The organism is Shewanella denitrificans OS217, from assembly GCF_000013765.1.
Lineage (GTDB): Bacteria > Pseudomonadota > Gammaproteobacteria > Enterobacterales > Shewanellaceae > Shewanella > Shewanella denitrificans.
On the sequence record NC_007954.1, the window covers coordinates 742,180 to 762,433 of the forward strand.

The 20,254-nt window shown below is 45.5% G+C and carries 24 protein-coding genes; 11 read left to right on the top strand and 13 right to left on the bottom strand.

Features of this window, described 5'->3' with window-relative positions; translation table 11 throughout:
* The first annotated feature begins 101 nt into the window (after positions 1–101).
* On the top strand, positions 102–632 hold the full coding sequence (locus tag SDEN_RS03340; RefSeq protein WP_011495094.1) for an FMN-binding protein: 531 nt from the start codon (positions 102–104) through the stop codon (positions 630–632).
* Between the two features lie 60 nt (positions 633–692).
* A complete protein-coding gene (locus SDEN_RS03345; RefSeq protein ID WP_011495095.1) occupies positions 693–1,502 on the top strand; it encodes a PepSY domain-containing protein in 810 nt (269 codons plus the stop codon).
* On the opposite strand, the gene SDEN_RS03350 is transcribed toward SDEN_RS03345, so the two are convergent.
* Positions 1,503–1,808, bottom strand: coding sequence for a GNAT family N-acetyltransferase (locus SDEN_RS03350; protein WP_011495096.1), 306 nt, complete (start codon positions 1,806–1,808; stop codon positions 1,503–1,505). It abuts the gene before it with no gap.
* Positions 1,809–2,451: 643 nt separating this feature from the next.
* On the opposite strand from SDEN_RS03350, the gene metF reads away from it, so the two are divergent.
* The 4 genes from metF to SDEN_RS20140 all read left to right on the top strand — a co-directional run bounded on the left by metF (position 2,452) and on the right by SDEN_RS20140 (position 5,178).
* Entirely contained in the window at positions 2,452–3,348 is an 897-nt protein-coding gene (gene metF / locus SDEN_RS03355) for a methylenetetrahydrofolate reductase (protein WP_011495097.1), read from the top strand.
* Positions 3,349–3,790: 442 nt separating this feature from the next.
* Complete coding sequence (locus tag SDEN_RS03360) at positions 3,791–4,249, top strand: nuclear transport factor 2 family protein (protein ID WP_157599821.1); 459 nt, start codon at positions 3,791–3,793, stop codon at positions 4,247–4,249.
* A gap of 192 nt (positions 4,250–4,441) precedes the next feature.
* A complete protein-coding gene (locus SDEN_RS03365; protein ID WP_011495099.1) occupies positions 4,442–4,801 on the top strand; it encodes a GNAT family N-acetyltransferase in 360 nt (119 codons plus the stop codon).
* 137 nt (positions 4,802–4,938) lie between these two features.
* Positions 4,939–5,178, top strand: coding sequence for a cysteine-rich CWC family protein (locus SDEN_RS20140; protein ID WP_083759636.1), 240 nt, complete (start codon positions 4,939–4,941; stop codon positions 5,176–5,178).
* A 78-nt stretch (positions 5,179–5,256) separates the two neighbouring features.
* Here SDEN_RS20140 and SDEN_RS03370 read toward each other — a convergent pair whose 3' ends face one another.
* Entirely contained in the window at positions 5,257–6,129 is an 873-nt protein-coding gene (locus SDEN_RS03370) for a DMT family transporter (RefSeq protein ID WP_011495101.1), read from the bottom strand.
* A gap of 95 nt (positions 6,130–6,224) precedes the next feature.
* Positions 6,225–6,638, bottom strand: a complete 414-nt coding sequence (locus tag SDEN_RS03375) for a RidA family protein (protein ID WP_011495102.1) — start codon at positions 6,636–6,638, stop codon at positions 6,225–6,227.
* 283 nt (positions 6,639–6,921) lie between these two features.
* Here SDEN_RS03375 and SDEN_RS03380 point away from each other — a divergent pair, with 283 nt between their 5' ends.
* Positions 6,922–7,551 carry an SRPBCC family protein gene (locus SDEN_RS03380; RefSeq protein ID WP_011495103.1) on the top strand — a complete coding sequence of 210 codons (630 nt, stop codon included), beginning with the start codon at positions 6,922–6,924 and terminating at the stop codon, positions 7,549–7,551.
* Between the two features lie 53 nt (positions 7,552–7,604).
* Positions 7,605–8,975, top strand: coding sequence for an alanine/glycine:cation symporter family protein (locus tag SDEN_RS03385; RefSeq protein WP_011495104.1), 1,371 nt, complete (start codon positions 7,605–7,607; stop codon positions 8,973–8,975).
* A gap of 109 nt (positions 8,976–9,084) precedes the next feature.
* Here the strand turns inward: SDEN_RS03385 and SDEN_RS03390 are convergent, their stop codons facing one another.
* Entirely contained in the window at positions 9,085–10,440 is a 1,356-nt protein-coding gene (locus tag SDEN_RS03390) for a flavohemoglobin expression-modulating QEGLA motif protein (RefSeq protein ID WP_011495105.1), read from the bottom strand.
* 297 nt (positions 10,441–10,737) lie between these two features.
* On the opposite strand from SDEN_RS03390, the gene SDEN_RS03395 reads away from it, so the two are divergent.
* Complete coding sequence (locus SDEN_RS03395) at positions 10,738–11,727, top strand: cache domain-containing protein (protein WP_011495106.1); 990 nt, start codon at positions 10,738–10,740, stop codon at positions 11,725–11,727.
* A 60-nt stretch (positions 11,728–11,787) separates the two neighbouring features.
* On the opposite strand, the gene SDEN_RS03400 is transcribed toward SDEN_RS03395, so the two are convergent.
* The 9 genes from SDEN_RS03400 to SDEN_RS03435 all read right to left on the bottom strand — a co-directional run bounded on the left by SDEN_RS03400 (position 11,788) and on the right by SDEN_RS03435 (position 18,793).
* Complete coding sequence (locus tag SDEN_RS03400; protein WP_011495107.1) at positions 11,788–12,558, bottom strand: ABC transporter permease; 771 nt, start codon at positions 12,556–12,558, stop codon at positions 11,788–11,790.
* Positions 12,558–13,493 carry an ABC transporter ATP-binding protein gene (locus SDEN_RS03405; RefSeq protein WP_011495108.1) on the bottom strand — a complete coding sequence of 312 codons (936 nt, stop codon included), beginning with the start codon at positions 13,491–13,493 and terminating at the stop codon, positions 12,558–12,560. The genes SDEN_RS03400 and SDEN_RS03405 overlap by 1 nt, the downstream gene beginning before the upstream one ends.
* 85 nt (positions 13,494–13,578) lie before the next feature.
* Positions 13,579–14,109 carry a hypoxanthine phosphoribosyltransferase gene (hpt, locus tag SDEN_RS03410; protein WP_011495109.1) on the bottom strand — a complete coding sequence of 177 codons (531 nt, stop codon included), beginning with the start codon at positions 14,107–14,109 and terminating at the stop codon, positions 13,579–13,581.
* Between the two features lie 23 nt (positions 14,110–14,132).
* Positions 14,133–14,789: a flavin prenyltransferase UbiX gene (locus tag SDEN_RS03415; RefSeq protein WP_011495110.1), complete on the bottom strand. Its 657-nt coding sequence runs from the start codon at positions 14,787–14,789 to the stop codon at positions 14,133–14,135.
* A 31-nt stretch (positions 14,790–14,820) separates the two neighbouring features.
* Positions 14,821–16,215, bottom strand: coding sequence for a UDP-N-acetylmuramate:L-alanyl-gamma-D-glutamyl-meso-diaminopimelate ligase (gene mpl, locus SDEN_RS03420; RefSeq protein ID WP_011495111.1), 1,395 nt, complete (start codon positions 16,213–16,215; stop codon positions 14,821–14,823).
* Positions 16,216–16,418: 203 nt separating this feature from the next.
* Positions 16,419–16,595 (bottom strand): PA3496 family putative envelope integrity protein, encoded by a 177-nt coding sequence (locus SDEN_RS20340; RefSeq protein ID WP_011495112.1) that lies wholly within the window; start codon positions 16,593–16,595, stop codon positions 16,419–16,421.
* Positions 16,596–17,056: 461 nt separating this feature from the next.
* Entirely contained in the window at positions 17,057–17,329 is a 273-nt protein-coding gene (locus tag SDEN_RS03425) for an HU family DNA-binding protein (protein ID WP_011495113.1), read from the bottom strand.
* Between the two features lie 135 nt (positions 17,330–17,464).
* Complete coding sequence (locus SDEN_RS03430) at positions 17,465–18,262, bottom strand: response regulator (RefSeq protein ID WP_011495114.1); 798 nt, start codon at positions 18,260–18,262, stop codon at positions 17,465–17,467.
* 108 nt (positions 18,263–18,370) lie between these two features.
* Complete coding sequence (locus SDEN_RS03435) at positions 18,371–18,793, bottom strand: hypothetical protein (RefSeq protein WP_011495115.1); 423 nt, start codon at positions 18,791–18,793, stop codon at positions 18,371–18,373.
* Between the two features lie 134 nt (positions 18,794–18,927).
* Between SDEN_RS03435 and SDEN_RS03440 the strand changes: the two genes are divergently transcribed.
* Both SDEN_RS03440 and SDEN_RS03445 read left to right on the top strand, forming a co-directional pair.
* Positions 18,928–19,437 (top strand): DUF4240 domain-containing protein, encoded by a 510-nt coding sequence (locus SDEN_RS03440; protein WP_011495116.1) that lies wholly within the window; start codon positions 18,928–18,930, stop codon positions 19,435–19,437.
* Positions 19,438–19,547: 110 nt separating this feature from the next.
* Positions 19,548–20,081 (top strand): DUF3016 domain-containing protein, encoded by a 534-nt coding sequence (locus tag SDEN_RS03445; protein ID WP_011495117.1) that lies wholly within the window; start codon positions 19,548–19,550, stop codon positions 20,079–20,081.
* Positions 20,082–20,254 lie beyond the last annotated feature (173 nt).

Sequence of the window (20,254 nt, forward strand, 5' to 3'; positions counted from 1 at the left end):
AGATAAAACACTTGGGGTGCCTATCATTTTTTCAGTATGATAGGCACCTTTGTTTTATGTGTCGTTTTTATTTTTAGCCTTCTTTCAAACCTTAGGATCTTATGAAATTAATCAGCTTACTACTGCTTGGCATAAGTTTCTTGTTCACTTCGGCTCAGGCCGAGCAAGTTCAGTATTCGTCTTCCCAAGAATTTATTCAGCATGCCTTCGAAGGCGAGCTACCCAAAGCCAAAGTATTTTGGCTCGATGACAAGGCCAAGGCTGTTATCGAAGAGATTTTATCCCATAGTTTCAACAAAATGCGCTTACGTTATTGGCAGCAAGGTGATGCCAGTGTGTGGATCATGGATGAAATTGGTAAAGAGGCGCCGATCACCGTTGGGGTGCACGTTAAAGCGGGCGCCATAGTGGAAACTAAGGTGTTGGTGTACCGTGAGAGTCGCGGCGACGAAGTGCGTCATGCCTTTTTTACCGACCAATTTAAAGCCGCCAAGTTGCAAGCGGATAATAAGTTAGATAAGCATATCGATGGTATCACAGGGGCGACCTTGTCGGTGCGCGCTTTAACTAAGCTATCCCGCATTGCCTTGTGGCTCGACGCTCATGTTAATAAGACAGAGGCGAGCTCATAATTGATGACTAAATCTCATATAACTAAACCCCTATGAGCAAACCACTATGATCAAAAGATTATGACCAAAAGTAGCCATCCGAGCCAAAAATTCAGGCGCCAAGACTGGAAGAATCAAGTGCTAAGGGCGCTACGCCCCTGGCATAGACGCTTAGGTCTGTGCAGTGCCCTGTTTATTATGCTGTTAGTGGTAACTGGAGTGGCCATTAATCACAGCCAAGACTTCAAACTAGACACAGCTCAAGTTAGGCAGGGCTGGTTACTGGATTATTACGGTATTAGTGCACCTAAAAGCCTGAGTGTTTTCAGTGTTAGTCCTCAAGTGCTAGCTGCCACAGACACTCAATTATGGCTGAATGATAAACGTATTCTCGAGAGTCAAAGACCCTTGATTGGCGCGGTTCAACTGGGGACATCTTTGGTTGCCATTGATAGCCAGCAAGCGTATTTATTTTCATTATCGGGCGAGCTTTATGAAACTCAAGGCCTAAGTACAGGCTTGCCTCAGGGCATAGAAGCGATGGCCTATGATGAGTCTGGTGTGTGGCTTAAAACGGCCCAAGGACTGTTTTTAAGTGATGAAGACTTAGTGGAATGGCAGCCTGCTTCGACAGTGCAGAGTGCTCGCTCAGATATTGCATGGCTCACTCCCATTGCAAAAACTGAACTCGCCAAGGAGCAGTGGCAGGCTATCGAGCTTAATGCTCGCAGCGGTCATTTAACCTGGGAGCGAGTCATGCAGGATTTACACAGTGGCCGCTTGTTTGGTTCTCTGACTGTGTGGCTGTGGGATTTATTTGCGCTGGCACTATTGATGGTGGTCGGCACGGGCTGCTGGATCTGGTGGCGGCAAACTCCAAGTCGAAAATAATCATTCGCTGAGCTGCTTGATCATAAAGTATTTACAGCCCGTTTTAGGGTAACCTTCTTGTACCCACTGCACTTGATAACCCCGCTGCTCATAAAAAGGTTTGGCCTGGAAGTTGAGCGTATCGAGCAAACACTTTGTACAGCCCCTTGCTAGCCCCATAGCTTCAATTTCAGCTAACACTTTACTGCCAATGTCTTGACCTCTTAACGCCTCACTCACCCAGAGCGTGTCCAATAATAACCAATCTCCAAAAGAGCGCGCCGCGGCGCCAGCTAACACTTCACCTTGATCATTGGTGACTTGCACCGCTAAAGGATCGCGGCTGGTGATACCAATCGTATTAATTATCTGATCATTCAGCGGGAGTTCAAAGGGTATTAATCAAGGCGAAGGCTTGCAGGCATAGTGGTGCTATGTCAAAAGTCTTCAACGCAGAGAAATCCCCTTTGAAACCCGCCCTCGGGAGCGTCTCAAGCATTCCACTTCATCGTTGCATTAATTTAAAAGGGAATAACCCTTACTGCATTAATGCGCCTTGAATTGAAAAGCTTGAGGTGCTCTGATAGATCACATCATTAATGTGATTGGTATGACTCCCAGTGGGCCCAATTAAACTCAACAATTCTAGCGCTTAAAAATGCCACTAAATCGGCATCGGGGTTTTCTAATCGTTCAATTTTCATTTTGTAGACTACTTAGCTTAAAGAAAACGGTTGGTGAAAGGCCATCCTAACGCCAGCTTATTGGAAACACGACTATTATTTAACTGCTAATGACAGTGTTTAGTCGATTCAAGCTAACGGGGAGTTGAAGAAATGGGGGGTTGATCAGCTTATGGGATCGCGCGCTATTGACATGGGATCCATTTACGCTAAGATATGGCTATCTGGACGTCCAAATGGCTGGGCGGCTAAATTGATTTGTTAATTATGACGTCGAAGGAAGAATTATGGCTTTTCATCATGCACAGCACGCCCAATCATTGAACCAAAGCCTATCTGAAGTGAATGGCGCGATTAATGTCTCCTTTGAATTTTTTCCGCCATCGACCCCGGAGATGGAACAGTTGTTATGGAGCTCAGTGCGTCGCCTAGAGCCGCTAAAACCTAAGTTTGTTTCCGTGACTTATGGTGCCAACTCTGGCGTACGTGACAGAACCCACTCTGTGATTGAGCGCATTCAACAAGAAACCCAATTAGTGGCTGCGCCTCACTTGACCTTAGTGGATGCCAGTGACGAAGAGCTAGTCGATTTAGCCAAGCAGTATTGGCAGTCAGGCATTCGTGACATAGTGGCACTTAGGGGGGATTTGCCAGCAGGTCAGCCTAAGCCAACCCGTTTTGCTGCAGATTTAGTGCGCTTGCTGCGCTCTGTCGCCGACTTTGATATTTCAGTCGCCGCCTATCCAGAAGGGCACCCCGATGCGCGCAATGCTCAGGCAGACTTGATTAATCTAAAGCGAAAAATTGATGCCGGTGCAAATCGTGCCATCACCCAGTTTTTCTTCGATGTGGAATCCTACTTACGCTTTCGCGATCGCTGCGTTACCGCCGGCATCGATGTGGAAATCATCCCAGGCATATTACCTGTGACTAACTTTACTCAGTTAAAGCGTTTTGCGGCCATGACCAATGTGGCCCTGCCGCAATGGCTACATCAGCAGTTTTCGGGCCTTGAAGACGACCCCGCTACCCGCCAGTTGGTGGGCGCCAACGTCGCCATCGACATGGTCAAAGTCTTGTCCCGTGAAGGGGTGAAGGATTTTCATTTCTACACCTTAAATCGCGCCGAACTCACCTACGCCATCTGCCACACCTTAGGGGTGAGACCAAAAGTGGCAGTGTAAGCTAGCACAGGCTCAGGTGCAGCATCCCTGCGGCACTTCGCAAGAGAACCACTGGAGTACTTTAGTTTCACTTGGTGATATGTTCTTTTATATCAGTGGTTTATATGTTGCATTATCGGTTTTTAGTCTACAGAAAAGTAGTGAAAGGTCTTGGGATTAGATTACAGCCAAATAATGGCATTTACTCACCGACACGCGTAAATATATCCCTATAGCTCTCTTCGACGTCCTGTCTCAGAAGGTCGTCTCGCAAATTGCCATGATGTGCCTATTAAGTTTCGTGTTGTCATTTCACACTTGTTTGTTAAATGCAGGAAAATACAGCACTTTACTTCGAGCGAACAAGGAATGTAGTATTAATTTTATCAATCGCTTATACGCGGCCGTTTTGTACAACGCCGTGAAATAAGCGGTTTTATTTTTCATGGCAAGGGAGGCTATTTTGAAAAAAATTATCATGTTTCTATGTGGTTTTGCTTTATCCGGTTTGGTAGAAGCTGGAGACAAAAACTTGGAAGATTTTGCAAAATCATACTTTAAGGCATGGCAAACATCCCAATCCCCTAATGCTTCTAAAAAAGACCTTGAGCATTACCTTTCTTTCCTTGCTGACGATGTCGGACATCAACATTTACCTTACGATCCAGATGATTCTCGCTCCCCTGAAGGGAAAGAACAATTTCGAAAAGGCATGACTTATTATCTAGGCACTCATACTTCATATGAAGCCAAGCTTGATAAAGTCGTTACCGGTCATAATGTGATTGTAATAACCTACTCAACATCAAGCAGTGGTAAGCATGCTCACACGGGTCAGGTCATTAATCAAAGCTATGACACCATGGAAGTGCTCGAAATTGACAAGGAAAAAGTATCAGTCATTCGAAAGTACTCGAAATAACGCGCTATCAATCAGCTGTGGTTTACCAACTCGATTAAAGGCATTGAAAAGTAAGCTATAGATAGAATTGAAGTGGTTGTAAAAAAGTAGAATAAGATACTAACACTGGCCCTATGGAGAAGTTTTAGAACATGAGAATTACCGCCGTATCTCAACCTGAAGAGAGTGATTTTGACGTATTAAAAAAAGGGCTTGAATGGATTTAACGAGCGCCATACTGGGGCTGTTTATCGCGAAACGATCTCTTCTTTTGTTAAAGATGAAGATGATAAGACGGTGGACGGGATCCTTGGGGAAATAAAATGGGGCTGGCTATATATAGAAGGCCTGTGGATAGCCGATGATGTTCGTGGCAGTGGGTTAGGGGCTAAATTACTGCAACAACTGGAAGCGTATGCTTTATCTAAAGGGGTGAGCAATGTTCGCTTAGAAACCACTTCATTCCAAGCATTAGATTTCTATGTAAAACAGGGCTATACGGTATTTGGTCAGTTGCCCGATATGCCGCCCACTTTTACCAGCTACTTTTTAAAGAAGCAAACGGGTATCTAGCATAATTGGGCGTGTTCTAAATTGATTTAGTCAATGTTTCCTTTTAGAGAGACCATGTCACTTAACTGTGCCATTCGGCTGTGATTTGCTGCTAATATTAGCTTTTAACCTGCGAGTGTACTGAAATGAGTGCTGAGATGACTGCTGAGGTAACTAAATTTTCTCCCAAAGAGTCGTTAACTCAAACTGCCGATACTTGCCCTCTGTGCCAGCAAGCAAACTTGTGCGCGGCGACAACCAATACTCCCATAGCAGCGTGTTGGTGCCAGTCACAAACCTTCCCGCCTAAAGCCGTACTGGCAACATCTCAGCAAGCTAAATTGACGGCGCCTGCTTGTATCTGTCAGTCCTGCCTTGTCGTGCTAAAACAGCAATAGCCCTATATATCCTCAGTCTTAGATTAGAAATACCACCTCAGCAGTGTCAGAGTATGTGGCGGCTATTCATTTTATGGTTTATTTTTTTATCGTCATTGATTGGTTAATAATTAAGGCGAAAATAATGACAGCTAATGCTACCCAAGTTGTTGTTTGGATTGATTCATTCGCGATTAGTGCACCTATTAGCACCCCAACTGCAGGGACTAGATAATTGGTCATTGAAGTGAATACTGCTCCCGCATTTTTTATACTTACCATGTAAAGGTAATAAACGGCGCCCGCACATATCACTCCTAAGTAAAGTAGTGAGAATACTGAAGTCAAAGAGGCTTGAGTAAACTCCATTGGGAGCATTATGAGTGCAATTACCATCAGTTGAATGCTCGCCATGGAAAGGACATTTCGAGCCACAATTAATGGATGTTCATCCCTAACGCGATTGAGCAATAGTAGTGCAAGAGCAAAGCACACAGCAGCGATGATAATTGCTATGGAACTGGTTAGGTTTATCGTTCCAGTCCCTGAAGACAGTTCGGGATAGAATAGGATCAATAACCCACAGAAACCAACAATCAGGCTTAGGGTACTCCCCATACTGATCCTTGCATCTTTAATGAATAGTGGGGCGAACATTAGCGTATAGAAGGGGATCGTTCCCATCAAGATGGCCGTGATAGAGCTGGTCAAGTGTTGCTGTCCCCAAGGGATCAACACAAAGGGTATGCTAGCCTCCAATAGCCCTATTAAGGTAAACAGTCGCCATTGGTTACTCGCGCCTTTCAGGCCCATCATTTTACATATTAGGGATAAGGTTATTGTCCCAAGTATCGCTCGGCAGCTGCCTAGCCAAATGGGAGAGAAACTGTTTAATGCCAGCTCTTGAAAGATGAATTGAGAGCCCCAAATAAAGCCGATAGCAAATAGGATTGCGTAATTTTTATATATCATTAGAGGTATACCTAAGATAAATGGGCCTGACTAGGTTAGCCAGGCTGATGCTTATGAGGATAATAAATATGACCGCGGAGCCGCGGTTCTAAGGGTTATGCAGATTTAAAAGCAATGGCATCGACTTCAATTTTCATTCCCGTAATCGCCAAATTAGGGACTGGGATTAGCGTGCTTGCTGGGAGTGTTGTTGACCAGCGTTTTTGCATTTCTTCACTCCAAATTTCAAGTTTATCGACATTATGATCCACAATAAGAATGGTAATTTTTATTACGTCATCAAAATGTAATTCGTGTGCTGTGAGCGCAATATTAAGGTTTGATAACAGGACTTGGACTTGATGACGAAAATCTTCATTTAAAATGTGTTCAGGTCCTTCACCACCACTTTGTCCTGAGATATACACCAACTCACCATTTGATGGGACTTTGACTGTGTGACAAAAACCGAATGGTGTTGGGTCAAATAGCTCTGCTGGGTTGGAGTAATTAGGGAGATTAATTGTCATTTTATGTGCCTATTTATGGTTAAATTTTCAAGCACTATAAAAGCTCAAGCTAACTTGAGGTCAATAGTTTTTTTTAATAAGTGACAATTTAAAATGCAAGCTAGAGAAGAAGGTTATCCGCTTTAGGCTACTAACCTTTACTAGGAATACATGACCGTCATTTTAAACGGCAGTTTCCTGAAAATGGCTTGTTATTCAACTGTAAACCCAGCTTGTTAAAATTCTTGTGGTGACAGGGTGGTTCGGTATACTGGGCTAACACTATTCATTTAGGATCCTAACAATGTTGAAAAAAATCATCCTTGCCTTGGCTGTCATTATTGCCTTGCCGCTTATCGCCGCGCTATTCCTTAAAACCCATTATTCAGTGGTGCGCAGCATCACCGTAGAGCGCCCTAATGCGCAGGTGTTTGACTATATTAAACACTTAAAAAATCAAGATAATTTCAGTAAGTGGGCCATGATGGACCCAGATATGAAAAAAACCTATCGCGGCGAGGATGGTATGGCGGGCTTTGTGTCTGCTTGGGCCAGTGAAAATCCTGATGTGGGCGTCGGTGAGCAGGAAATTATCAAGATAACCCCTAACGAAAGAGTCGATTTCGAACTGCGTTTCTTATCTCCTTTTGAGGCCACTGAGCCTGCATATATGAGCACTAAACCCGTTTCTGATACGAGCACCCAAGTAGATTGGGGCTTTAGCGGCCACATGGATTACCCAATGAATCTGATGTTAGCTGTGATGGATTTTGAGACCATGATAGGCAACGACTTACAAGAAGGGCTAAATAATCTGAAACAAGTGCTCGAGGCCAAGCCTGTTAAAGAAAGCCTGCCTGAGCCTGTTGAGCCTGAAGTTTTCGATTCCTTAGAGGAGCAGGCCGCTCCCTTAGAGCTTAAAGCTGCACACTGAGGTATTTGAGAAGCGGTTTAATCGCTTAATAATCATAAACAAATGAGGTAGACATGGAAGCCATTACAGAATTTATAAGTACAATCAATGGCATAGTTTGGGGTGTTCCCATGCTGGTAATGATCTTAGGGGTGGGGCTATTCTTGTCCATCGGCCTTAGGTTAATGCCCATCTTAAAATTAGGTCGCGGTTTCAAGTTGTTATGGTCTGGCCGAGCAGTGTCAGAGGATGCCGATAAGGGCGAAATTAGCCCATTTAATGCCTTGATGACCTCACTGTCTGCCACCATAGGCACAGGTAATATTGCCGGTGTGGCGACCGCCATTTTTATCGGTGGCCCAGGCGCCTTGTTTTGGATGTGGTGTACTGCGCTTGTAGGCATGGCGACCAAGTATTCTGAGGCCGTGCTCGCGGTTAAGTTTCGTGAGAAAGACACAGAGGGTAACCATGTCGGTGGCCCCATGTACTATATCAAAAATGGTTTAGGCAAAAAATGGGCATGGCTTGGCACTGCTTTTGCGCTGTTTGGCTCAATAGCTGGCTTTGGGATCGGCAATACAGTGCAAGCCAATTCTGTGGCTGACGCCATGAGCAGCAATTTTGGTGTGCCCGCTTGGGTCACTGGAGCGGTGTTGATGCTGCTGGTTGGCGCCGTATTAATGGGCGGCATTAAACGTATCGCCGAAGTGGCAGGCAAACTGGTGCCACTGATGACAGTGTTTTATATCACAGCAGGGCTTGCGGTATTAATCGTTTACGCAGAACAAGTGCCAGATGCCTTTATGTTGATTATCCACAGTGCCTTTAATCCGGTGGCAGCCCAAGGCGGTTTCGCTGGGGCTGCGGTATGGGCGGCAATTCGCTTTGGTGTGGCTCGTGGGGTGTTTTCCAATGAAGCGGGCCTAGGTAGCGCGCCCATTGCCCACGCGGCGGCGCAAACTAACGATCCGGTCAAGCAAGGTTTAGTCGCCATGCTGGGCACCTTTATCGACACCCTTATTGTCTGCACCATTACCGGTCTTGCCATTGTGGTTTCTGGGGCGTGGACATCGGGGGAGAATGGCGCAGCGTTAACCTCCTTTGCCTTCTCTCATGCATTGCCTATGGGTAACTACATAGTGGCCATTGCCTTGGCCGTATTTGCCTTTACCACCATCTTAGGCTGGAGTTTTTACAGCGAAAAGTGCGTCCAGTATCTCTTGGGAGACAAGGCCATTAAGCCGTTTCGATTAATCTGGACCTTAGTGGTGCCATTAGGGGCGATGAGCTCCCTTGAGTTTATTTGGTTATTGGCAGATACCTTAAATGCCATGATGGCCATCCCCAACTTAACGGCCTTAGTATTATTAAGCCCAGTCGTGTTTGGCTTAACTCGAGAATACTTTATAAAACAAAGGCAGCTCGCGGCCAATAAAGTCGATTGATAGTCTAATCATGGACTAAAAGCCAACAAAAAAGCCAAGCATAATGCTTGGCTTTTTAACTTTGATTGTTAGCGACTTACCAGTGTGGTGCTCCGCTGTGGGTCGCAGCTTAGTCCGATGGACTGTCGAACTCTATGTCTTCGAATAATTCAGAATCTGGCTCAAGTACGGGGACAGATTTGAACTGACGGGCGAAGTGACGCTGCACCCCTTTAAGGTCGATATTACCAAGGCCTGAGGCGAAGCCAAACCAGGCATACAGGCCGCTAATGTCTTTAAACATAGGGGGCAAGTATTTAGGTGCGCTAATAGTGCCTTCTAAATAGGCTTCGTACAGCACAGGAATATCTTCAATAGCGAGTTTGCCTAAAAACAGCATAGGAATAAGCTCAGGCAAGCCAGACATGATGGCACTACGAATAAAGTTGATGTTCTCAACGTAGCCGCGTACATAGGAAATATCCTTAGTAAAGAAGCTGCCACCTTCGACCATGCCGCCACGGAACACCCTCTGTGTGACCTTGTAGCTGTCTTTGGCGCCTAAATTGTGCTCGCGAAAATAGCGATAAATCTCGATAAAGTCGGCGCCATTCTCTGCCATGTCCACAGCGGTGACGCGATCGCTGATGCGCCTCGCCCGCCCTGGGTTTGAGCTTAAGGTGAGCATTTCTAGTAGTACCGCTAAACCTTCTTGGCTGGCGGTGACTCGCGGTGAACCTACGCTGAGCCAAGTGGCGTGAGGTTGGTCGCGGCCATTGAGCGTGGTGCCCACATGAACCCAACCTTCATGGACCTCATAGACATTTAAATCTGACTCACTGAACATGGCGCGGGTATTAATTTTTACCGTGTCGCCGCCCACGGCTGCATCCGATACGATACCGTCGCTGAGTTTGACGTAAATTTTATCATCATGAAAATAGCCCACTAAGCGATCGCTTAAGGCTTTTACCGCCTCGGGCGCCGTGACTATCTTGGGGTGATGCTTGCTCATATGGCGGGCGGCTGGTAAAGAGAAAATATGGCTTAATCTGTCACCGAGCTGCTTTAATGTGTGTCTGTCACCATGGAGTTTGTCTTTAGCGCTGCCGTAGAGTTGCTGACTTAAACGACCGAACTCAGGATTGCCACGATTGTTGAGCATGTCGATAACGATGCGATATTGATCCACGTTAGAAATCAAAATTTTGCCTAACTTATCGCGTTTACCTAATTTACGCTGAATATCTGCTTTGAGTGAGAGCAGCTCGTCTTGGGTTTTTTGAGTATCAAAAGACAGGGGGATATTCTGGTAAAAATCCTTACCCAATTTAGGTAACTGTTTGGGCTTGTTGGATAAAAACTCTTCTTGTAATTCACTGGGCCATTTAATGGCATCGAGAATTTTTATCGGTGCTTGAATTCGGATAAGTTCATCGGAAAAGCGACGGATATCTTGCTGGTAGGGTGTGGCAGAGTCAGACATTGTCTTTCCTTTGAGAAGGCCTTAGGCCGTGTTCAGGTGACGTTTAATCAATTATAAGTCATCAAGCATGAACAAGAAGAATGAAAAGTTAATATTTATCAACAAGCTATTATAAGAACTTTGCCGCGGGTTTGTACATTTTTGGTGCATGCTTGTGAGCTTTCTGTGCAAATTCCCAATGGGGGTATTTCTAACAAGCTGATAATTAATGTTATTTATTAAATTTATTACTGGCATCAAAACTGCTTCAGTTACTCATGTAGTCACTCATAACGACAGAAAGGTGAGGGGTAGCAGATGGCGACCATGAGTTATTTAAGTGTGATTGAGAGATACAATGAATGTGAACCACTGATCAATGAGTTACTGGCGTCCCTATTAATTGGTATTGGCGATGATGGTTTTGCGCTCTTAGGCGTCGATGCAAAGCCAGCATCGCCCTGTGGCCAGGTGCCTAGGTTCAATTCTCTAGTGATGAATTATCCCTTCGTAGATTTACTCTATGTGTTGGATAAACATGGCATTCAACTCAGTGATGATATTTCAGTGAAAAATAAACAGCTTAAGCCCCTCGGTTCGGGTAAGGGCTGCGATCGCAGTCAGCGACCTTATTTTCGCCATTTGACCACAGAAACTGGCTTCTATGTCACAGGTCCCTATTTGTCCCATAGTGGGGGCTTGTGTTTATCAGCCTCTTTGGTTGTCCGCAGGGCCTGTGGTCAGGAAGCCATATTAGTGCTGGATGTGGATCTCAGCCGTTTAATCGAGTTTATGATGGGTGACAGTGCGAGGCGCAGGGCATCGCCACTGTTCAAATCTGTGTATTGCTTGATAGTGTTAGGCTTATTTATTTTGGTGTTAGCCCTAATGCGCACTGTGGTGCTGGATACCGCGGCGCTTATTGCGAGCACCTATGGTGAAGGGGATCCATTGCAACCCTTTAGCATCATCATTTATCTCACCTTAGCCTTGGCAATCTTTGACTTAGGGAAAACCATTTTGGAAGAAGAAGTCTTGATGCACAAAGACATTTTTCGCCACAGTTCTACCCGAAGAACCATTACCCGCTTTATTTCGACCATATTGATTGCTATCTCTATCGAAGCCTTGCTGACCATGTTCAAGGCCTCCCTTGGGGAAACTCAATATATGCTGCCGGCCATAGGCATGTTAGTGGCTGTGGTGGGCTTGTTGATTGGCCTTGGGGTCTATGTTTATCTTGGGGCTAAAGCTGAGCGAATACTCACGGGTTTGCAGTTGGATAAGATGGGACAGCGATTAAAATAATGGCTAAAAAAAAGGTAAAACAACAGGGCTGTTTTACCTTCATTTGACGAGTGACTCGGACTAGCTTCTTAGGCCAATGCCACGGGAAATCAAATAATAAGCTAAGCTCCACAGGGCAATACAAAAACTGACCATGATGGCGATGGACAGTGGCACGCTAATGTCGGCAAAGCCTAAAAAGCCATAACGGAACACGTTGATCATATACACCACAGGGTTAAGCCCCGAGACACCCTGCCAAAATTCAGGCAATAAAGATAAGGAATAGAAAACCCCGCCCAAGTAGGTAAGTGGCGTTAGCACGAAGGTGGGAATGATGCTGATGTCATCGAAACTCTTGGCGAACACGGCATTAATCAAGCCGCCTAAGGAAAACAGCACTGAGGTTAAGAACACAGTTAAAATCACGAGTCCCACATGGTGCAGACTGATGTTGACGAAAAACATCGCCACTAAGGTGACAATTAAGCCGACGCACAGACCACGGGCGACGCCGCCGCCGACATAGCCTGCGATCATCACATAATGGGGCACAGGTGCCACCATGATTTCTTCTAAGTTACGTTGAAATTTAGCGCTATAGAAGGACGAGGCGACATTAGAGTAAGAGTTCGTGATCACTGACATCATGATAAGGCCAGGGGCGATAAACTCCATGTAGGACACGCCGCCCATCTCACCAATTCTACTGCCGACCAGATTACCAAATATTAAAAAATACAAGGTCATAGTAATGGCAGGAGGCACTAAGGTTTGGATCCAAATGCGGGTAAAACGGTTAATTTCTTTCGTGAGAATACTCTTAAACGCCACTAGGTATAGCTGATTCATTAACTGGGCTCCTTGGCTTTTTCAACCAGTGACACAAACAATTCTTCGAGGCGATTGGCCTTGTTGCGCATGGATAACACTTCGATATCGGCTAAGGTGAGCTGACTGAAAAGGTCATTCAAATTATGGGCCTTAGCCACATCTACCTCTAAGGTATGTGGGTCAACCAGACGGCACTGCATGCCATTTAGCGCAGGGGCAGCACTGATGTCTTGGCGTAAATCCAACACGAAGGTTTCAACGTCGAGTTTACTCAGCAGCGCCTTCATTGTGGTGCATTCCACCAATAAGCCTTGATCTATGATGCCTATGGTGCGGCACAGCATTTCGGCTTCTTCTAGATAATGGGTGGTGAGAATGATGGTCACCCCCTGCTGGTTTATCTGCTTTAAGAAGTCCCACATGGAGCGCCTAAGCTCGATATCCACTCCTGCGGTGGGTTCATCTAATATTAATAACTTAGGCTCGTGCATCAGGGCGCGGGCTATCATAAGGCGGCGCTTCATGCCGCCAGATAAAGTGCGTGCCTGACTGTCGCGCTTTTCCCATAAATCCAACTGACTGAGGTACTTTTGAGCGCGCTCAAGCGCCACTGTCTTAGTGACACCATAGTAGCCCGCTTGATTGACCACGATTTGCAGCACAGTCTCAAATTGGCTGAAATTAAATTCTTGCGGCACTAAGCCAATGCAAAGCTTGGCCCGTTCGAGTTGCTTATCGATATCATAGCCAAACACAGACACTGAGCCGGCGCTCTTTTGCACCAGTGAACTAATAATGCCGATAGTGGTGGACTTACCGGCACCATTGGGGCCTAGAAGAGCAAAGAAGTCACCTTGCTTCACGGTTAAGCTGATGTCTTTCACCGCTTGAACGCCGCCCTTGTAGGTCTTTTTAAGATCGCTTATCACCAAGGCATCTTGGGTGCTCGGCATGATGTTTTCCTTCATTTGTTTTGCAAGAGTTAAAACCGGAAGCAGGCTAAAGAAGACTCCCGCCTTGGCGGGAGTCTGAGTGGTATTAATCTAATGGCACCACTTTGGCAATATAAGGCAAGTTGCGATATTGCTCGGCGTAATCTATGCCGTAACCTACAATAAATTCATCGGGAATAGTCATACCGATAAAGTCTACTGGCACGTCGATTTCACGGCGCTCAGGCTTATCTAACAGGGTACATAAGGCTAAGGACTTAGGATCGCGCAGCAACAGCATTTCGCGCACCTTGTTGAGCGTATTGCCTGAATCGATGAGGTCTTCGACGATCAATACATCGCGCCCGGCAATTTCTGATTGCACATCTTTGAGAATTTTAACGTCCCGTGAGCTGCTGGTGGCGTTGCCATAGCTAGACACGGCCATAAAATCTATCTCAACATGGCCCTTGATACGGCGACATAAATCGGCCATAAACACCACAGAACCTTTCAGCAAGCCCACCATTAACAGGCGATCGCTATTGGCGTAATGCGCATTAATGCGCTCGGCCAGTTGATCTAAAATAGTGTCGATTTCTTCGGCTGAAATCATCTGTTCGATTGTGTGCTTCATAAAATTCTCAGTTGCTTATCTGGTTAGTCAGTGTCTTTTTCGGCTATGACGTCATAGCCCCAACGTTGTGTCAGTGTGTGCGCTATCTGTAAATGATCCAATATGCGGGCGACCATAAAGTTTACCAGATCTTGCACCGATTGGGGATTGTGATAAAACCCAGGCGATGCCGGCATTATGGTGACCCCAAGACGTGAAAGGGTCAGCATATGTTCTAAGTGTATGGCGTTAAAGGGGGTTTCCCTGGGGACCAAAATTAATTGGCCTCGCTCTTTTAACACCACATCGGCGGCGCGCTCCAGTAAACTGTTGCTCATGCCTGTGGCCACAGCGGCCAAGGTGCCGGTGGAGCAAGGGCAGATCACCATTTTTTTCGGTGCGCCGCTGCCAGAGGCGGGTGGTGAGAACCACTCATCCTTACTTAGCACCACTAATTCACCGCTGGCTAATTTACCATCTTGGTATAACTCTTCAAGTAATTGCTGCTGGGCTTTTTGTGGATTAGCGCTGAGCTGCAATCCATGCTCTGTGGCCAACACCACCCGAGCGGCTGAAGATATCATCAAAAACACTTGATAATCAGCGGCTAGCAAACATTCAAGTAGTTTGATCCCATAGGGTGCCCCTGAGGCCCCGGTCCATGCAAGGCTGATGGAATTTGGATTGCGGTTAAGCTTCATTTGACGTCCTTAAGCTTGTTAACAGCCAAGATTATCTATCCGCCAAGGCTTCAAGCAGCTTTTTATGTATGCCATTAAAGCCGCCATTGCTCATGATAACGATAGTGTCACCGGCTTTGGCATCATGGCAAAGGGCGTCGATTATCTGCTCTATATCGGTTTTTACACTCACAGGAATACTGGCGGTTTGCATGCTGGATTTAAGATCCCAGCTGATGCTGTCAGCTTGGTATAAATAGGCTTGGTCGGCGCGAACTAATGAATGGGCTAAGGTGTCTTTATGCACGCCTTGCTTCATAGTGTTTGAGCGAGGCTCCAGCACCACAGTGATTTTACCGTTACCCACTTTGGCTCTGAGTCCCTGTAAGGTGCTATCTATGGCGGTAGGGTGGTGGGCGAAATCATCAAATACCGCCACTCCGCCTATAGTACCTAATAATTCGAGGCGACGTTTTGGTGGGGAAAACTCACTGAGGGCCGCCATGGCTTGGGCTGGCACTACGCCCACATGGCGCGCTGCCGCTATGGCCATTACCGCATTTTCTACATTGTGTTGGCCGATTAAATTCCAGCTCATCACGCCTTGGCTGTGGCCGTCGAAATAGACTTCAAATTCATGGGCATCGGCGCTTAAGGTTTTTGCATGCCAGCCCAAGGTTTTTTCTGTGTTGAAGTCATGCACCCCAGCACTGTAAGTCTCTTGCTCACTCCAGCAGCCCATTTCAATCACTTGCTGAACGGCTTCACTGTTGGCTGGCCAAATGATTTTACCTTGCCCTGGCACAGTGCGGATAACATGGTTAAATTGGCGCTGAATGGCGGTTAAGTCATCGAAAATATCGGCGTGATCGAATTCAAGATTATTAATGACTAAGGTTCTTGGCTGGTAGTGCACGAATTTGGAGCGTTTATCGAAGAAGGCGCTGTCATATTCATCGGCTTCCACCACAAAGAAATTTGAATTGCCAAGCCTTGCAGATACACCGAAATTTTGCGGCACACCACCAATCAAGAAACCGGGCTCGTAGCCAGAGTATTCTAAGATCCAAGCCAGCATGCTCGAGGTAGAGGTCTTGCCATGGGTGCCAGATACCGCCAGCACCCAACGACCTGGGAGTATGTGCTCGGCCAAAAATTGCGGTCCTGAGGTGTACTTAAGACCGCGGTTGAGCACGGCTTCCACACAGGGGTTTCCACGACTCATGGCATTGCCGATAACCACTAGATCAGGGGCATTCTCATCACTGTCACCCAATTGGGAGGGGTCAAAACCTTGAATAAGTTCAATGCCTTGCTCTAGCAATTGAGTACTCATTGGCGGGTAAACATTGGCATCACTGCCGGTCACTTTGTGGCCCATGGCTCTGGCGAGTAAGGCGAGACCGCCCATGAAAGTGCCACAAATTCCTAATATATGTACGTGCATGAAATGACTCTGATGAGAATTTATCTTGGGGGCTATTCTAATACCAATTGAAATAAATTTCTTGTGTTTCAAGGTCAATCATTTGCTGTTGGGGTAGTCGCAGTGGGTAAAGGGAAGTCTAAGGCAGAATGGAGCGATATAAGGCGTTGAAAAGCAACGCCTCTAACGTGTTATGTTCACGAGAATAGCATTAAAGATAATCCCTAAAAGAAGTCGTCATCTCCTATGGCTTTACGCAGCTGGGCGCGTTCCAAATAATCTTCTAAGCGGCGCTTAACTTCACGCCTGTGCTGAATTGACTCAGCTGACTTGCTGTTTCTTGGTGTGGTCATCGCCTCGATTTCAGTATCATCGGGCACTCTTTCAGTAAGATTAGCCATAACAGAACCCTCATGTTTGACTCTAGTCATATTACTACTGGCTTGAGTGTTTTTAACCTAAGGTGTTGCATTTAGAAAGCAAAATATTTTGACCGAAAAGGTAAGCTTTTTTACTTAACCTCAACTCGGGTTAAGAGATGAATAAACGTTATTAAAACTGTTAAACTTTAAGTGCTTAGGTTCAAACTTGAACTTTGCGCCGATAACAAGGCGAATTTACGCGTCAATAGCTAGTCTATTGCAAGTGAATTCAACACAGTTAGCGGTGAAAAGGGCTGTTTGGTATACATTTATTATCCCGAGCTGAGGTTACTTAATCCTAACACCTCTCTTGAATTTAGCAGGCATTTCCGAAAAAGCACGAACGCCTGTCAGCTAAGAAAAGTTTGCCTAGATTGGTGGGATAAAAAAACCTCCCGTAGGAGGTTTAATAACAAGGTTAACGCTAAATCAAATTTTGATTAGTTAACGCTGTCTTTCAATGTCTTGCCAGCTTTGAACTTAGGTACAGTTGCCGCAGCAATTTGAATTTCTTTGCCAGTCTGTGGGTTGCGGCCAGTACGTGCTGCACGAGAGGTTGTTTCGAAAGATCCAAAACCTACGATTGAAATTTTGTCACCGTTTTTCATTGCTTCGGTCACCGCAGTTTCAAAAGACTTCAGTGCACGGCCCGCTTCAGCTTTAGTAAGATCAGCATTCTCTGCAATTTTTGCAATTAATTCACTTTTGTTCATGTTGGTATTCTCTGCTTTCCGTAGAATGGTTCGTTGTAATCTGGATTAACATGCCATAAGCCTTAGAAGTTTTAAAGCATTAAATCCAATAATCACTCAGGTTTAGGTGCATTTTGCTAAAAAAAGCACAAATAATCACTCTTCAAGCAATTGATACAGTATCTGTTTGACTAATTTGGGCTCAAAGGGTTTGTCGCATAAGGCATTTACCCCAGCGCTGGATACGTTGCTTAAGTGGGTATCGTTGGCTTCTGAAGACACCATCAAAATAGGAATGTGTGACTGAGTGCTTTCGTTACGTATGTATTGGGTTAAGGCTAAACCATCGACACTGGGCATATTGTAGTCGGTGATCACCAGATCAAACATGTGCTGCTGCATCAAGCTGATGGCTTCTTCGCCATCCACAGCCTCGGTGATAAGCTTAATGCCTAAGTTGCCTATGGTGCGCTTAATTACATTGCGGGCTAAGCGGCTATCATCGACCACTAACACACGTAAGTTGTGCACATCGAAATGACTCAGGTCCAGTTCTTCATGGTTGATCAAATCTACGGTCGAGTTTAACGCAGTGGCTAAGTGTTCACTGTTAAACGGCTTAGGCAATATGGCTATGACCCCTGATTGCCTGAAAATCTCTAATTGCTCGCGGCGACATTCACTGGACACTAACATAAATTGTATGTCTTGATAGTCTCTATGGCCCTTAATGAAGTGGAGTAAATCTATGGCTTCACCGTCGTTAAAGTGTAAGGCACTGACAATAAGGTCGGGTTTATGGCGGCCAATAACCTCTTTTGCTTCGCTAATGCTGGCTGCCGTTTGAATACTGTTAATCCCTTCTTGGTTAAGGTGGGACATGATGATTTTTCTTTGAGTATCAGAAGGCTCGAGTAGTAAAATGGATAAATCATTGGGTGAAATTGTATGCATAATCACTCTTTTTATTAGGTATTGAGTCAAGTTGGCTGTTAGCGATAGCGCTATTATAACTTAAGTCTTTTACTTGTGTCTTAGACTCGGCTGAACTTTAGCCAATGGCTATATTGTTTGTGCTTTTGGAGTGAGATAAGCCAGAGTGCTGGGGTGCAAGGCAATCCAGATTTGAGCCGCAATTAAACACACACACATTAATGCCACCCAAGGGATTGAAATCGGTAAATCCATAAAGCGTACATTTTCGATGGTCTCTGGGCTGACATAATGGGCAACGATAGCCACAATCCCGAGCGCACTTAAGCCTAAGGTTTCTAAACCGATGTAAATCTTTAGCACTAGACTTGCCCATGACGCCCGCCAGATAAGGCCTATTAATACAGGAATAACCCCTAGACTGAACATGTCTACCGTTTGAGTAGTAAAGGCCCTGATTATGGCTGCAATGGCAAATAAGGTATATAAGGCCATCAGCAGTAACAGTGGCATGGGGGGGCGGGATGTTAGCCTGGATGTTTGTGTGGTCATTGGATTGCCATTAGTAAGTCATTCTAGATGGTGTAGAATACCGTGACTTATTAGGAATACCAATCCCAATCAGGCTTCTAAGCTAAAGCTCCAACAGGCATTATGGCGTAATTCCTCAAAATTATGGAACAAAGATGACAGAAACAGAATTTTGGGCACTCGTGACCCGCACTCAGGGCGATGCCTCTGCCGAAGAGCTATTAAACACCTTAAAGCAGACATTAACTCAATTCGATGATGAGTCACTTAGGGCCTTCGATAAGCACTTTGGCCAGCAGATGCGCCGCAGCTACTCTTGGGCAGTTTGGGGCGCGGCGTATATTATTACAGGCTGTGATTCAGAATATGCTTTCGCCGAGTTTAGGGCGTTTTTAATCTCTTTAGGTAAAGACTGGTATGACAAAATTATCGATAATCCCGATGCCTTAGGTGAGCTAACAGTATGGCCGCTTAAAGACAATTACGCTTACCCCTTCATTGAGGATTACGATCTAATAGCAGGGCAACTCTTTGAAGACAGAACCGGCACTGAATTGCCCTTCGTGCCATCGGGTAACGCCACTCCTGCGGGGAAAAAGTTCAGCAGCAAGGCAAAAGAGTTACGTAAAAATTACCCTAAACTCAGTGCGCGCTTTCCTTTTTAGTTTAGGTTGTGAATGGGAACTTAGTTGAATGTGCTAAGGTCTTATTAAGTAGGGCGCATTTGAGTGTCCACTTTGGCAGGGATTGTTTTACAGCTTGATTAGGAGGCGTGATGAAAATTACCTATGTTCTTATGGCCGCGGGGTTGTTGAGTCAACTCGGCGTTAATGTCCAAGCGGAAGAGACTCAAGAGAAAAACCTGATTACCGAATCTGGGGCGGTGAAGGTTGAGTGGCAAGCGCCCGATAGTTTCCGTGATATCAAGACCTCAAGTGGCATTCAGTCGCGATTTGAGCAGCGCTTATTCGACACCTTAACCCAAGCCTTAGCTAAGGATGCGAAAAAGTCACTTAAAGCCAATCAAAAGCTTGAACTTGTGGTGACAGATGTCGATTTAGCTGGTGATATGCGGCCCACTTTTGGCGCGGCTGCTGTGAGTGAGCTTAGAATTGTCAAAGACTTGTATCCACCTAGAATGACCTTTAGCTATAGAGTCTTTGAAGATGATAAGGTGATCATGATAGGCGATGAAAAACTTGTCGACATGAACTTTATGCATAGGGTTGGCATTAACAATAGTGCCAGTGATTATGAATCTCAAATGCTCGCCGATTGGCTTAAGAAAACCGTTGCGCCTAAGGTGTAAACTAGTCAAGACTTAGTCTTGTAATACTCTCTAAGTTGCACATTTAGTTCAGAAGATAAGAAAATAGTTCAGAAGAGAAGAAAAAGGTTTAGCCACAGGCTAGGCCTTTTTTATTACTTATTTCTCCCGAACGTGACTGAATGACGTTATTAATCAGGGTTATTCAACTTTGC